General features: G+C 69.8%; 11 protein-coding genes. 3 read left to right on the top strand and 8 right to left on the bottom strand.

Annotation, left to right across the window (positions count from 1 at the left end; translation table 11 throughout):
• Nucleotides 1-48: 48 nt before the first annotated feature.
• Both ABD366_RS18700 and ABD366_RS18695 read left to right on the top strand, forming a co-directional pair.
• A complete protein-coding gene (locus tag ABD366_RS18700) occupies nt 49-1,017 on the top strand; it encodes a carbohydrate ABC transporter permease (RefSeq protein WP_324767787.1) in 969 nt (322 codons plus the stop codon).
• Entirely contained in the window at nt 1,014-1,886 is an 873-nt protein-coding gene (locus ABD366_RS18695; RefSeq protein ID WP_324767788.1) for a carbohydrate ABC transporter permease, read from the top strand. Before ABD366_RS18700 ends, ABD366_RS18695 begins: the two co-directional genes overlap by 4 nt.
• A gap of 69 nt (nt 1,887-1,955) precedes the next feature.
• Here the strand turns inward: ABD366_RS18695 and ABD366_RS18690 are convergent, their stop codons facing one another.
• Nucleotides 1,956-4,214 (bottom strand): penicillin acylase family protein, encoded by a 2,259-nt coding sequence (locus ABD366_RS18690; protein WP_324767790.1) that lies wholly within the window; start codon nt 4,212-4,214, stop codon nt 1,956-1,958.
• Nucleotides 4,215-4,490: 276 nt separating this feature from the next.
• Here ABD366_RS18690 and ABD366_RS18685 point away from each other — a divergent pair, with 276 nt between their 5' ends.
• The gene (locus tag ABD366_RS18685; RefSeq protein ID WP_324767791.1) at nt 4,491-5,153 is read left to right on the top strand and encodes a SnoaL-like polyketide cyclase; all 663 of its coding nucleotides are present in this window, start codon (nt 4,491-4,493) and stop codon (nt 5,151-5,153) included.
• Nucleotides 5,154-5,205: 52 nt separating this feature from the next.
• On the opposite strand, the gene ABD366_RS18680 is transcribed toward ABD366_RS18685, so the two are convergent.
• The 7 genes from ABD366_RS18680 to ABD366_RS18650 form a co-directional block, all read right to left on the bottom strand.
• Nucleotides 5,206-7,290, bottom strand: a complete 2,085-nt coding sequence (locus ABD366_RS18680) for an MMPL family transporter (protein WP_324767792.1) — start codon at nt 7,288-7,290, stop codon at nt 5,206-5,208.
• A gap of 148 nt (nt 7,291-7,438) precedes the next feature.
• Nucleotides 7,439-7,906, bottom strand: a complete 468-nt coding sequence (locus ABD366_RS18675) for a MarR family winged helix-turn-helix transcriptional regulator (protein ID WP_324767793.1) — start codon at nt 7,904-7,906, stop codon at nt 7,439-7,441.
• A gap of 9 nt (nt 7,907-7,915) precedes the next feature.
• The gene (locus ABD366_RS18670; RefSeq protein WP_324767794.1) at nt 7,916-8,371 is read right to left on the bottom strand and encodes an STAS domain-containing protein; all 456 of its coding nucleotides are present in this window, start codon (nt 8,369-8,371) and stop codon (nt 7,916-7,918) included.
• Nucleotides 8,368-9,474 carry a cobalamin B12-binding domain-containing protein gene (locus ABD366_RS18665; protein WP_324767795.1) on the bottom strand — a complete coding sequence of 369 codons (1,107 nt, stop codon included), beginning with the start codon at nt 9,472-9,474 and terminating at the stop codon, nt 8,368-8,370. The genes ABD366_RS18670 and ABD366_RS18665 overlap by 4 nt, the downstream gene beginning before the upstream one ends.
• Complete coding sequence (locus tag ABD366_RS18660; RefSeq protein WP_411293661.1) at nt 9,471-11,138, bottom strand: PP2C family protein-serine/threonine phosphatase; 1,668 nt, start codon at nt 11,136-11,138, stop codon at nt 9,471-9,473. The genes ABD366_RS18665 and ABD366_RS18660 overlap by 4 nt, the downstream gene beginning before the upstream one ends.
• Before the next feature lie 242 nt (nt 11,139-11,380).
• Nucleotides 11,381-12,553 carry a PP2C family protein-serine/threonine phosphatase gene (locus tag ABD366_RS18655; protein ID WP_324767797.1) on the bottom strand — a complete coding sequence of 391 codons (1,173 nt, stop codon included), beginning with the start codon at nt 12,551-12,553 and terminating at the stop codon, nt 11,381-11,383.
• 206 nt (nt 12,554-12,759) lie between these two features.
• Entirely contained in the window at nt 12,760-13,266 is a 507-nt protein-coding gene (locus tag ABD366_RS18650) for a MarR family winged helix-turn-helix transcriptional regulator (RefSeq protein ID WP_324767798.1), read from the bottom strand.
• Nucleotides 13,267-13,323 lie beyond the last annotated feature (57 nt).

Here is a 13,323-nt window from a genome sequence, read left to right as displayed (position 1 = left end):
CCCACGTCTGCCAGCCGCTCGTCGCGGACCACGAAAGGGCCGTCCCGCATGACTGACACCACCTCGAAAGCGCCACCGGCACCGGGCCGGCGCGCCTCGCCCGCCCGGAGCGGCGCGCGCCACGGCGCACCGCTCGCCCGGTCCTGGCGCGACCACCCGCTCCGCAAGATCACCCCGTGGCTGTTCCTGCTGGCGCCCCTCGCGTTGCTGATCACGTTCACCTACGTCCCCGTGGCCAACATGGTCTTCTACAGCTTCACGGACTGGGACGGCGTGAGCCCCGACCGGAACTTCACCGGGCTCGAGAACTACACACAGCTGTTCACCCGCCCCGAGCTGTTCCGGGTGTTCTTCGTCAGCTTCTACTATCTGGCCGCGTCGGCCGTACAGATCGTGGTCGCGCTGTACTTCGCGACGATCCTCAGCTTCGACCTGCGCTTCCGGAACTTCTTCAAGGGGATCCTCTTCTTCCCCTATCTGATCAACGGTGTCGCGATCGGGTTCGTCTTCCTCTACTTCTTCCAGGACGGCGGCACCCTGGACTCGATCCTGTCCTGGTTCGGCGCCGGCGGCGACCACGCCTGGCTCGGCGATCAGGACTCGGCCAACACCTCGCTGGCCGGGGTCTCCGTGTGGCGGTACACGGGCCTGAACTTCGTGCTCTTCCTCGGGGCCATCCAGTCGATCCCCGGTGAGCTGTACGAGGCCGCGCAGCTCGACGGCGCGAGCCGCTGGCAGCAGTTCCGGCACATCATCGCGCCGAGCATCCGGCCCGTCCTCAGCCTCAGCGTCATCCTGGCGATCTCCGGCTCGCTGGCCGTCTTCGAGATCCCGTACATCATGACCGGCGGCGCGACCGGCACCTCGACCTTCGTCATCCAGACGGTCAAGCTCGCCTTCCAGTTCAACAAGACGGGCCTGGCCTCGGCCTGCGCCGTGGTGCTGCTCCTGATCATCCTGCTCGTCACCTGGATCCAGCGGCGGCTCGTGCCCGACGACAAGGTGGACCTCGTATGACCACGCTCACCACCGCCGACGACCGGCCGGCCGCCGCCCGCGGCCGGCTGCGCATCGGCACGACGCTGACGTATCTCTCGCTCGTCGTCGCCTCCCTCGTGGTCCTCGTACCACTGGTCGTCATCTTCCTCACCTCTCTCAAGTCGTCCCGCGAAGTGGCCGACGGGAGCGGCGCGCTGCGCCTGCCCGACGACTGGTTCAACCTGTCCAACTACGCCACCGCCTTCAGCGACGGCCATATGCTGACGGCGTTCGGGAACACGGCGTTCATCCTGCTGTTCTCCATCACCGGCACCGTGCTCATCGGCTCCATGACGGCGTACGCCATCGACCGGTTCGAGTTCCGGTTCAAGAAGACCGTGATGGCGCTGTTCCTGATCGCGACGCTCGTGCCCGGCGTGACGACGCAGGTCGCGACCTTCCAGGTGGTCAACAGCTTCGGTCTGGTGGACTCCCGATGGGCCCCGATTTTGCTGTACATGGGCACCGACATCGTGTCGGTCTACATCTTCCTGCAGTTCATCCGCGGGATCCCGACCTCGCTGGACGAGGCCGCACGGCTCGACGGGGCGAACACCTTCACCATCTACCGCAAGATCATCCTGCCGCTGCTCAAGCCGGCCATCGCCACCGTCGTCATCGTCAAGGGCATCACGACGTACAACGACTTCTACATCCCGTTCCTCTATATGCCTTCCGAGGACAAGGGGACGATCTCCACCGCCCTGTTCCGCTTCAAGGGGCCGTTCGGCGCGCACTGGGAGGCGATCTCCGCCGGAGCGATCCTGGTGATCCTGCCGACCCTGCTCGTCTTCCTCTTCCTTCAGCGCTACATCTACAACGGCTTCGCCCAGGGGGCCACCAAGTAGGCGTCCGGTCGCGGGGGCGGTGCGGCGCCCGAGCCGGGCTCGGGCGCCGCCGGGTTCGGGGCGAGGCGGTCAGGCGCCCGGCCGGTACCGCCGCTCGATGTGGCCCTTGAGGTCCTCCGGGTAGAAGTAGACCGGGCGCAGGTCACCCCTGGCGTAGCGGCCGGCCTGGTCGTTGAAGTGCGGGGAGCCGGGATGCCCGCTCGCGCCGCCGGCGGTCACCGCCCAGGCACGCAGGCGCGGCCCGAACTCCACCACGGCGACGAAGCTGTTGCCGCTGGTGCCGTAGTAGCGCTTCGTGCCCGGGTACGCCTTGGCCCCGAACGAGGCGAGGGAGCCCCAGCGCGAGGACGCGAAGGGCACGGGGATGCTCGGCTCGGCGTCGTCGAAGTGCTGGACGATGGCTCCGTCGTTGCGCTGGTAGCGGTTGATGGAGCCCCAGGGCACTTTCCAGCTCCCGAAGTCCCGTGTCAGGCGCCGGACCGCTGTCTCGAGTGCGTCGAGCCGCTGAGTGTCGCTCGCGCGGCCGGCTATGTAGTCCCATCCCGACATACGTGCTTTCGCCGCCGCTTCGGAGGTGAGCGCCCAGATGTCCTCACCCCAGAACACGGCCAGCGACGTGGCGGTCGACTTCGCGGCCCAGCGATGGTCCCAGTAGCGCAGCAGGCCGACGGGAGCGGCCAGTCGCGCCTTCTGCCCGTCGCCGTGCGGGAGTTGGTCCCACGCGGCGACGAGCCCCGGCAGCAGTCGCGCGAAGGCGGTGAGATACGTGTCGAACGCGGCCTCGATCAGTGTCCGCGGTGTGAAGTCGTCACGCGCGCTCAGCACCCGCTCCGCCTGCGGTCCGCGCGGGTTCTCGCCCACCTTGTCGAAGTAGCGCGGATAGTCGGCCGCTTCGGGGCTGTCCTTGCCGGCGGCGGTCCAGGGCCAGTTGTTCGTGTTGAACGCCCAGCCGTTCTTCGGGTTCACGACGTGCGGCATGCTCTCCAGACTGTGCAGACCGTGCCAGTCGGTCGCCGGATCGCTGCCGTCGACGGGCTTGAGGTAGTCGAACCGGTCGTCGCGCACCGGCATGAACTGCGGCATCAGGAAGGCGGTCTCGCCCTTCGAGTCCGCGAAGAGCGTGTTGTTGGAGCTGTTCGCCTTCAGGCCCGCCACTCGCAGGTACTGCGCGTAATCGGACGTCGTGGTGCGCAGGAAGCTCTGCTTGAGTGCCTCGACCGGCTTGTTCATCAGCGCGCACGCGATCCACTTGCCGTCCGCCGCACGCACGATGGGGCCGTGGTGCGTGGCGAACGTCGTGAAGCTGCGCTTCTCCTGTCCGCCGTCCTCGGTGCGGAAGGACAGGGTGATCTTCTTGGTGGTGACGGGGCGCAGTGCGTTGCCGTAGCGGTAGGAACGGGTGCCGTCCGCCCGGGTCACGATGGTCTCGGCGAACTCGTCGATGTTGTCGACGCCGCTCGTCGTGTGCATCCAGCCGGTGTGTGCGTTGAAGCCCTGATAGATGAAGAACTGGCCCCAGGTGGCGGCGCCGTAGACGTCGAGCCCCTCTTTGCTCGTCACATGTTGTTCCGAACGGAAGAAGAAGCTGGTGTGCGGGTTGATCAGGAGCAGGGCGTGGCCGTCCCGGGTGTGGCTCGGGGCGATGGCGAAGCCGTTGGATCCCGTGGGTTCGCGCAGGACGAGGCCGCGCTCCTCGTCGGTGACCGGCACGGAGCGGCCCGTGTAGAAGGCTTCCAGCTGGGTGAGCAGCACCGACTCGATGTCCCCGCCGATGCTGCCCTCCGAGAAGCTCAGCGGCATCCAGGGTTCGAACCGGTCCAGGACGCGTGGCCGTACTTCGGGGTGGGTCGCGAGGTAGTAGTTGAGCCCGTCCGCCCAGGCCCTCGTCAACTCGCGCAGCCAGGAGGGGCACTTCGCGTAGTCCTTCTTCAGCGCCGCCGGGTCGAGGAAGAGCCGCTGCCGCAGGTCCTGCCAGATCGCGCTCTCCCCCTCGGCCTCGGCCAGGCGGCCCAGGGCGACGAGGTAGTTGTGCTCGACCCGGTCGAAGTCGTCCTCGGCCTGGGCGTACATCATTCCGAACACCGCGTCGGCGTTGGTCTCGCCCATGATGTGCGCAACGCCCCAGTCGTCCCGCGTGATCGTGACCCGGGCTGCGTGCCTGCGCCAGCGGGCCTGCTCGGGCAGTGTCCGCTGCGGTGCCGCGAACGCGGCGGCCGGCGGTACGGCCGCCGCCGCGGACACCGCGGCTGCCGTGCCCAGAACGTGCCGCCGGCTGACCGGCGTCCTGCGCGCCTGACTCATGAGCTGCTCCACCTTCCATCGGGACATCAACGGATCGTGCGGTGCACGCGCCGGCCGGTCCGGTCCCACAGTGATGCCGTCCGGCGGCGCAAGATCTCGGCCGAAAAAATGTACATGGGTCATCAACTCGGCGTAGGTCGAGACCAGTTGCGGCACTCACCGCTTGCGGATGGGTTGTGCAGAAAGTGTGAGCGAATCAGTATGGGGTTCAACGTCTCGCAGACGCTTTTCGACCGATCCAGGTCGCATTCCGATCGCTTTCCCTTTACTCCTCTCCCTGCCTCCTCCCTGAAGGGGTTCGACATGCCGGAAGCTCCGCCCCCGCTCTGGCTCCAGGGCCGATCCGCGGTGATCGCCGCCGCGGACGCGGCCGACTGGCGCGAGGGCGTACCGGACTACCACCTGTCCCACACGGTCATGCCCGGACAGCGCACCACCGAGCACGCTCCCGGGTCCCTCGAGGCGATCGTCGAGGGAGTCGTCCAGGTCTTCGAGATGGAGGTCTCGCACAAACACGACCCCGCCACCTGGGTGTCCATGGTCACGGACCGGTTCCGTACGCGGATCAACGGCGGGCCGTGGGCGGACGCCGGCGAGATCATAGAGCGCGGCAGCTACAACGTACTCATCGGCGACAGCGTCTTCTACGGCGCGGAGTCCTTCGAATCCTCGCACCACGTCTTCCACCAGGCCTTCCCCGGCGGCTTCTACTGGGAGGTCACCGAGGTGGTGTCCGGGCCGCCGACGATCGCGTTCAAGTGGCGGCACTGGGGGGCGTTCGAAGGGGAGTACAAGGGGTTCGCGGCGAGCGGCGAACAGGTCGAGATGTTCGGGATGAGCATCGCCCGGGTCGACGACGAGCTGCGGCTGCTGGAGGTGGAGCACTACTACGACCCGAACGCGTTCCTGGGCAAGCTGACCGGTGGCTGCCCGGTCAGCGGTGCGGCGGGGAGCGCGGGCGCGTGAGGTGTGACCTGCCGGGCGGAGCGGCCCCCGCCCGGCAGGTGTGACCGGCGTATCAGTCGTTGCGGCGGCTCAGCAGCCCGGGCCACCAGGCCTTCGGGCCGATGTCCCTCACGAGCGCGGGAACCAGCAGCGACCGGACGACCAGCGTGTCGAGCAGCACGCCGAACGCCACGATGAACGCGATCTGCACGAGGAACGCGAGCGGGATGACCCCCAGCGCCGCGAACGTCGCGGCCAGCACGACACCGGCCGATGTGATCACTCCGCCGGTGGCGACGAGTGCCTTGAGGATGCCGTCGCGCACCCCGTGTTCCAGCGATTCCTCCCGCGCCCGTGACATCAGGAAGATGTTGTAGTCCACGCCGAGCGCGACGAGGAACACGAACCCGTACAGCGGCACGGAGGCGTCGGTCCCGCTGAAGCCGAAGACATGCTGGAAGACGAGCGAGGAAATGCCGAGGGTGGCAAGGAAGTTGAGGGCCACCGTCACGACCAGGAGCAACGGCATGAGGACCGAGCGGAGCAGTCCGACGAGGATGACCAGGATGATGAGCAGGACGACGGGGACGATCAGTGTGCGGTCCCGTTCCGCGGTGTGCTGCGTGTCGTACTGCTGCGCCGTGTAGCCGCCGACCAGAGCGTCGGCGCCGTCGATGCCGTGCAGCGAGGCGCGGAGTTTTGCGACCGTCGCCTTGGCCGCGTCGCTGTCCGCCGGGTCCTTCAGCGTGACGTCGACCCGGACCTTGCCGTCCACGACCCGGGCCGGGCCGGCGCCGGGCCGCCCCTTCTCGTTCAGGACCGCCGCGTCGGCCACACCCTCGGTCGCCTCGGCCCGTGCGGTGACCTCCTTCTCGTGCCGTGCTTCGGCGATCACCACGGCCGGGTTGCCGGAGCCGCCGGGGAAGTGTTCGGCCAGCGTCGCCTGTGCGGCGACCGACGGCGCGTCGTTGACGAAGATCTCGTCGAGCGGCACCCCCTTGGAGTCCAGGGTGGGAGCGAACGCCGCACATACGAGCAGCCCGCCCAGCGCGACGGCCCAGATCTTGCGCGGCGCCTTCTTCACCGCGTGTGCGACGCGGGGCCACACCCCGTGGCCGCCGCCCGCCGCGTCGGCCGGGCGCGGACGCGCGGGCCAGTACGCGGCGTTGCCGAGCAGCACCAGCACGGCGGGCAGGAACGTGAGCGTGCTCAGCACGGCGCAGACGATGCCGATCGCGCCGACCGGGCCGAGCGCGCGGTTGTTGGTGAGGTCGCTCAGCAGCAGGGCGAGCAGTCCGAGCGCGACGGTCGCCGCGCTGGCGACGATCGCCCCGGTCGAGCGGCGCAGCGCGGCCCGCATCGCGGCGAACCGGTCGGTGCGGGCAGCGAGTTCCTCCCGGTAGCGAGCGGTCAGCAGCAGGGCGTAGTCGGTGGCCGCGCCGATCACGAGGATCGAGAGGATCCCCTGCACCTGTCCGTCGACGCGCACGACGTCGTGGTCCGCGAGGACGTAGACGATCGCGCACGCCGCCCCCAGGGCGAAGACCGCTCCGAGGATGATCACGAAGGGCAGCAGGACGCTGCGGTAGACCAGCAGCAGGATCACCAGGACCGTGACCAGGGCGACCAGGAGCAGCAGTCCGTCGATGCCCGCGAAGGCACCCGAGAGGTCGGCCTGGCTCGCCGCCGGTCCGGCGACGGCGACCGTGGTGCCGGTCGCTCCGTCCGCGACGCGTTCGATCCGGTCGAGGGTGGGAGAGAGTTCGTCGCCCAGATCGGGTCGGAGCTGGACGATGCCTTCCAAAGCCTTGCGGTCGCCGGAGGGCACGGCGGGTGACACCTCGCCGACCACGCCGGGTGTCCCTTGGAGTTTCGCGAGTGCGCGGGTTGCCTGGCTTCGCTGGTCGGCGCTGACGGGGCCGTCGTCATCGGCGGTCCAGACGACGATCGTCGGCAGGGTCTCGTCCTCCTGGAAGGCACGCTGCGCGTCGATCACGCGGGTCGACTCGGCGTTGCGCGGGAGGAACGCCGCCTGATCGTTGGTCGCGACCTCGCCGAGCTTGCCCGCGTAGGGCCCCAGTGTGCCGCCGACGGCGAGCCAGACGATCAGCAGGACGAGGGGCACGAGCCAGCGTGTACCTCGTGTGGTGCGGGACATGGGTCTCCCAAGGCAGTCAACGGAGCGGAACAACAAACTCAATGAAAAAGTATCTTAATGATTGAGTTAAGTCGGGAGCGGGGTCGCCCCTCTCCGAGACTTCCACCCGAACCGCCGCATCGGATGCAGGCGGCCCCCTCACACCCCGCTATGTCTGCGCGAGTTCCTCGTTGAGGTCGCCCAGAAACCTCAGCACGACGGCCAGCTCGGAGTCGCTGTAACCGCTGCGGACCCGGTCGGTCGCGCCCGCCAGCGGCCCGAAGTACTGCCGCGCACGCGCCTGCGCACCCGGTACGTAGTGCAGGTGGACGACGCGCCGGTCCGCGCTCTCGCGGACCCGGTTGACGTGTCCCGCCCGCTCCAGCCGGTCCACACAGGCGCTGACCGCGCCGGAGGTGAGCCCCAGCCGGTGGCGCAGCGCGCTCGGGGTGAGCGGATCCGCGGAGTCGAGGATGGCGGCCAGCGCCTGGACGTCCGTGGGGTGCAGACCCTCACCGGCCGCGAAGCCGTGGACGAGGCGGTTCAGTTCACCGTTGAGCCGGCGCAGCTGGACGCCGAGGGACCGCAGATCGGGGTGGGGATCCGCGCTCGTCCTGTCTGGTTCACGACTTTCCACCCGGACACCCTATCGACGCTCCTGAGGCCTGCGCGTCCGGCGTGGATCACCGGGGCCGGAATCCGCCTCGGAGCCATGGCCGGGGCCCGCGCCGGACTCGGCGCCGGACGACTCCTGTTCGGCCTCGGCCGCTTCGTCCGCGCCGACGAGGTACTCGAAGGTGCCCGTGATGGTCAGCAGCCGGTTCAGACGCGGCGAGCGCTCGGCGATGTGCAGGCTCGCCCCGGCCGCGTCGAGTCGGCGGCGCAGCCCCAGCAGCGTGGACAGGCCCATGGAGTCGACGCCGCTCAGTCCGGCGCAGTCCAGACGCAGGACGCGCAGTCCGGGATGGTCGGCCAGGGCCCGGCTCGTGTACGCGGTGAAGTGGCCGCTGGTGTCGTAGTCCAGGGCTCCGACGACCTGGAGCGTGAGCGCCCCGTCACGTGCTTCGGCGACGGCGAGGTTCAGTGCGGCGTAGGTGGTCATGCGGGCTGTCCAGGTCCGGGAACGGTCAGGGCTCCGCGGGCTTCGGCGAGGATGCCGGTGGCGCGCGGGAAGTCGTTCAGCTGGTGCAGCAGCGAGTCCAGGGCGGGGAGCAGGGACCGCGCGGGGACGCCTCGGGCGCCGAGTATGCCGGCGGTCCAGGCGACGAACGTCGTGAACAGCTCGGCGTCGTCGACGTAGAGGGCGGTGATCAGCGAGGTGACGATGTGGTCGATGTCCTCGGCCGTGCGCTCCCGTTGCAGTTCGCTGTACGAGCGCATCGGCGGGAAAGCGTCCTCGATGTCGGCGAGCGTCTGTTTGACCAGCTGCCGCTTTCCCTGCCTGACCAGGGTGTACTCCTGGTCGGTGAGGTGCGGCAGGTCCAGGTCGGGCAGGCGGGCCGCGTCGACGGCGGGCCGGTCGAGGCCCTGCTCCAGCAGCGTGTGCGCGCCGACGGCGTCCGGGGCCCAGGCCGCCCGCATCCGGTGGGCGTAGCGGCCCTGCGGGCCGAACGCGGCGCCGCCGGCCATGACGGGGATGCCGGTGGCCTGGCAGGCGCTGATCGCCGCGTGGGCCGTGGGCAGGTGCGAGGGTATCGAGGAGGACAGCAGTACGGCGTCGGACGTGCGCTGATGGAGATGGGCGATGAGGTGCTCGGTGGGGACCTGCGCTCCCAGATAGTCGACGCCCCATCCCCGTAGCCGCAGGACTTCGGCGACCAGGCGGGCGGGCAGCGCGTGCCATTCGCCGTCCACGCACGCGACCGTCACCCGGCCCCGCGCCGGACCGGCGAGGGCGGGGGCCGCCGCATCGGCGACGGCGGAGATGCATCTCTCGTTGATCGCGGTCGCCGCGTGCTCCTGCGCGACGGTGATCCGGTCGGCGGCCCACTCGATGCCGACACGTTCCTGCACCGGCGCGATCAGTTCGAGGAGCACCCGCTCGGCCGCCGCCGCTCGACCGGCGGTCCCCTCTCCCACGGCGAACCGCACCAGGGCGACAGCATGTGTCTCGTCGCAGTCGAGCAGCGCACGCCACAGCTGCTCGCGCAACTCTGTGTACGTCAGTGCCTCGTGGGCGCCCGTGGTCGTCTCACTTGTCGTCATGCTGTGAACCTGCCCCGGGTATGTCCGTCCACCGCGGTGAGATGGTTGTTGCGCGGCGCGGTGATGGCCAGCAGGGCGATGTCGTCGTGCGCGCCCCCCTGGATCCACTGCGAGGCGATCATCTGGACGTACTCGGTGACCGCTTCGGCCGGCAGGCCCGCGCACTGCGCCAGCGTGTTGCGCAGCCGCTGCTCCCCGAACATGGCGTCGCCGAGCGGGCCTCCGTGCGCCTCGGTGATGCCGTCGGAGTACAGCAGGCACGTCTCCCCCGGCGCGAGATCCACGGTCGCGGTGGTGACCTTGAGCATGTCCGTGGGCAGCGCCCCGATCAGCATGCCCATCGTGTCCGCCTCCTCCACCTGCCCGTCGCTGCGCACGATCAGCGGTGTGGGATGGCCGGCACTGGACACGCGCAGCCGCACCCGGCTCCCCTCACGCTTCACGGAAGCCAGGGCGAGGGTCGCGAACCGCGTGTGATGCGAGGTCAGCAGCGCGTTGTTGAGGAGCGTGAGCACCCGGTGGTGATCGGCGGCGAACGGCAGCAGCGCCTCGATCGTGTTGCGGATCTTCCCGGTGAGCACGGCTGCTTCGAGACCCTTGCCGCACACGTCGCCCAGGACGGCGAACGTCTCGTCCTCGTCGCTGTCGGCGGGATACACGTCGTAGAAGTCCCCGCCGACGCGTTCGCCGGCGGCGGCCGCGCGGTAGCGGCCGGAGAAGTCGACGCCGCGCACACCCTGCAGCACCGGCGGCAGCAGTTCGCGCATCAGCACATCGGTGATGTGGGTCTGCTCGGCGTATATCCGGGCGGCCGACAGCGCGGCGCCGGCGCGGGCGGCGAACAGCCGGGCGAAAGCCTCCTCGGCGTCGGTGAACGCGGCTTCCTGGTTGTGGCGCATCATCACGATGGCCCCGGCGGGCAGTCCGTGGCCGGGCAGGGGGACCACCACGACCGAGCCGATCCGCCCGCCCTCGGCCGCGAACTCGGCCGGGATCGCCCACTCAGGGACCTGCGCGGGATCGATCCAGCGCGAGGGCACCGGCGGAAAGCCCAGCAGCGCCTCCGACAGGCCCGGCAGCTCCCCGGGCTCCAGCGCGATCTTCTCCTGCACCACCGGTCCGCCGGTGGTGCAGCGCGTGACGGGGTACGTGCGGCCCGAGCGGACACCGACGATGACCGCCGCGTCCGCGAGATGCTGCGCGGCCATCCGGGCCGTCACCTCCATGCACCGGTCCGCGTTGAGCGACGCCAGCAGCTCGCTGGAGATCTCCTGCAGGACCCGCGAGCGGGTGCGCTCGCTCTCCAACTGATCGTGGGCGGAGCGCAGATCGCCGTCGTCGACCAGCCACCAGGACACCGCGCCGTCGGTCCCGCGGCTGGGGAAGGCGTCCACCGTCCTGTCCTTCACGCGGCCCCGGGCCACCGGCGGGTTCGGGTCCGTGCCCCTGAGCACCTCGGCGTGCGCCTCGGCCAGCCAGGCGGGCGCCGTGTCCATCAGCAGCACGCCGGCCCTGAGCCCTTCGAGGAGGGCGCCGGCCCGGTCGTTGCAGAACAGGACCCGGCCCGCTTCGTCCGCCGTGACTGTCGCGTACGGATCGCGCGGGCCGACCGCGGCCGCTGCCTCTACGGCTGGGGAGCTCACCGGCTCCGTGGGGGAAACCATCACGCGGGAACGACCCGCGCACAGCGGGCTCCCATCACCTTTCGTCCGGGACCTCAGAACAACAACCGACCCTGCGGGTTACGGCGTTGTCGTGGACCGACGGCAGCAAGAACACATACAGTTTCCATAGGGCAACAGTTGCACGGAAGAGGGGTCGCGGGCAACCACGTCCACCCCCGCAAACGGCCGACCGTCGCGGCCTCGCACCGTCCCCCTGAACGGAGTACCGCAAAGCGGGAAGGTCATGCCTCGATGTCGCGACCGAACCAGTCCAGACACACGACGAGCGCGTCGTCGTCCGCGACGGCGTTCAGGTGGTCCGCCAGTTCCAGCAGGATCGCGCGGGGCACCGCCGAGGCCGGCAGAAGGCTCGCGGCCTGGATCGCACGCGCGAGCATGCGCTCGCCGTACTCCTCCCCGGTCTCGGAGAGCGCGGCGTAGACGCCGTCACTGACGAACAGCAGACGATCGCCCCGGCGGACCTCGAACTCCTGCGCGACGTAGTCGGTCTCCTCGAACATGCCCAGGGGCAGCTGGGCCTCGAAGGGGATGTGCTCCACCGACATGCCGCGCTGCCGCCACAGCTGCGGCGAGCCCGCGTCCACCGCCTGTACGCGCCCCGTCTCCAGCTCGAAGGTGAGCAGCAGGGTCGAGACGTACTCCTCGCCGCGGTGCTGGGCGTAGAGCGCCTGGTCGGCGAGGGCCGCCTGATCGGCGATGCCGATTCCGGCGCGGCGGGCGTTGCGCAGGGCGTTCACGGCGAGATTGGTCAGGAGCGCGGCCCCGATGCCCTCCCCCATGCCGTTCGTGATCGTGAGGGTGAGCGTCTCGCTGGTCACGGCCCAGTCGAAGTTGTCGCCGTGGATGGCGTACGCGGGCTCCAACTGGGCGCCGATCGCGTACTCGGTACGGGTACAGGCCCGCCCCGGCAGCAGCTGCCACTGCATCTCGGCCGCCAGGGTGAGCCGGCTGGCCCGGCGGGCCTGCAGGTAGACGTCGGTGTCGCGGTCGGCGACGACGATCTCGCGCCCGAGGATCTCCGCGAGAGCGGTGAGCTCCGCGACCTCCTCGGGCGTGCATCTCTCCTCCGGAACCCGTACGGACAGGACACCGAGCCGGTCCCCGCGCACGGTCACCGGCAGGAAGAGATCCACCGCTCCCGCGCCGTCGACGGCGTGACTGCCCGGGTCCTGGCTGGCGAAGGCCCGGCCCGCAGGGGTGTCGTGGAGGGGCAGGGGCGCGGCCGTGTGGGGCAGCTCCGTCACCGGTTGCAGCACGGTGAGTCCGTAGTCGGCCATCAGGAGTTCGACGCCGATGGCGTCGTAGTGCTCGACCAGTGCCGCGCGCACCGCGTCCAGCAGCTCGAACGGCGCGGCGGCGCGGACAGCGCGCTCCGCGGCCAGAAAGTTCTTCACAGCAGCCTTCTTCAAAGGTCGGGCCGGCTGCTGAGCGGGAGACGAGATGGCCACGACCACGATTCCTGCACCGCACCTACGAGCCGAGCGGGAACGCAACGCACCGAACACACGCACACAGCGAACGCATCAAATAAACATTGCTACACAGCAACTGTCGGGGAAGTGTATCCCGCGCGCGCACCCGCTCGGCAGGCCAGCTCCGGTCAGGCGATCGCTTCGGAGGATCCCTCGGCGTCGCCCCGGACCGCGCTCGGGGCGATGTGCGCCGCGGCGGCGTCCTGGAACTGCTCCAGGCCCTCGGCCAGCGTCCGCAGCTGGGCGGGCGACATGGTCTGCAGCACCGCTTCGATCTCCCGGGCGCGCGAGGCACGGAAGTCGTCGAGGACCGCGGCTCCACGGCGGCTCAGCCGCAGATCGACCTCCCGGCGGCTGGTGGGACTGGCGAGCCGCTCCACCAGGCCGGCGGCCTCCAGCCGGTCGCACAGGCGGCTCACCGAAGAGGGCCGTGATCCGAGCGCCTCGCCCAGCGCGCGCTGATTGACCCCCTGCTGGTCCTCGATCACCGTCAGGGCCCGGAACTGCGAGGGCGGGAGCGGGCCGGCCGATGTGGCTTCCTGACCGCGCCCCCACAACACCTCGAGCAGCTCGGACACATGGCACGCCACCTGCGCCACGTGCTCAGCGCTGCGGAGGGGCAGACTCCGGGGCATCCCAGCACCCTCTCGTCCGAAAGTGGGGTCAACGGTTCAAGAGCCTACCGTCGCCGA

This window comes from Streptomyces kunmingensis (genome assembly GCF_039533535.1).
GTDB classification, from domain to species: Bacteria; Actinomycetota; Actinomycetes; order Streptomycetales; family Streptomycetaceae; genus Streptomyces; species Streptomyces kunmingensis.
The sequence above is the reverse complement of the archived record's forward strand: the minus strand, read 5'-3'. Positions and strand labels throughout refer to the sequence as shown.

Excerpts from the sequence above, each read along its gene's own strand:
- ABD366_RS18700 (WP_324767787.1), top strand. The coding sequence starts at position 49 with ATGACTGACACCACCTCGAAAGCGCCACCGGCACCGGGCCGGCGCGCC.
- ABD366_RS18695 (WP_324767788.1), top strand. The coding sequence starts at position 1,014 with ATGACCACGCTCACCACCGCCGACGACCGGCCGGCCGCCGCCCGCGGC.
- ABD366_RS18690 (WP_324767790.1), bottom strand. The coding sequence starts at position 4,214 with ATGTCCCGATGGAAGGTGGAGCAGCTCATGAGTCAGGCGCGCAGGACG.
- ABD366_RS18685 (WP_324767791.1), top strand. The coding sequence starts at position 4,491 with ATGCCGGAAGCTCCGCCCCCGCTCTGGCTCCAGGGCCGATCCGCGGTG.
- ABD366_RS18680 (WP_324767792.1), bottom strand. The coding sequence starts at position 7,290 with ATGTCCCGCACCACACGAGGTACACGCTGGCTCGTGCCCCTCGTCCTG.
- ABD366_RS18670 (WP_324767794.1), bottom strand. The coding sequence starts at position 8,371 with ATGACCACCTACGCCGCACTGAACCTCGCCGTCGCCGAAGCACGTGAC.
- ABD366_RS18665 (WP_324767795.1), bottom strand. The coding sequence starts at position 9,474 with ATGACGACAAGTGAGACGACCACGGGCGCCCACGAGGCACTGACGTAC.
- ABD366_RS18660 (WP_411293661.1), bottom strand. The coding sequence starts at position 11,138 with ATGGTTTCCCCCACGGAGCCGGTGAGCTCCCCAGCCGTAGAGGCAGCG.
- ABD366_RS18650 (WP_324767798.1), bottom strand. The coding sequence starts at position 13,266 with ATGCCCCGGAGTCTGCCCCTCCGCAGCGCTGAGCACGTGGCGCAGGTG.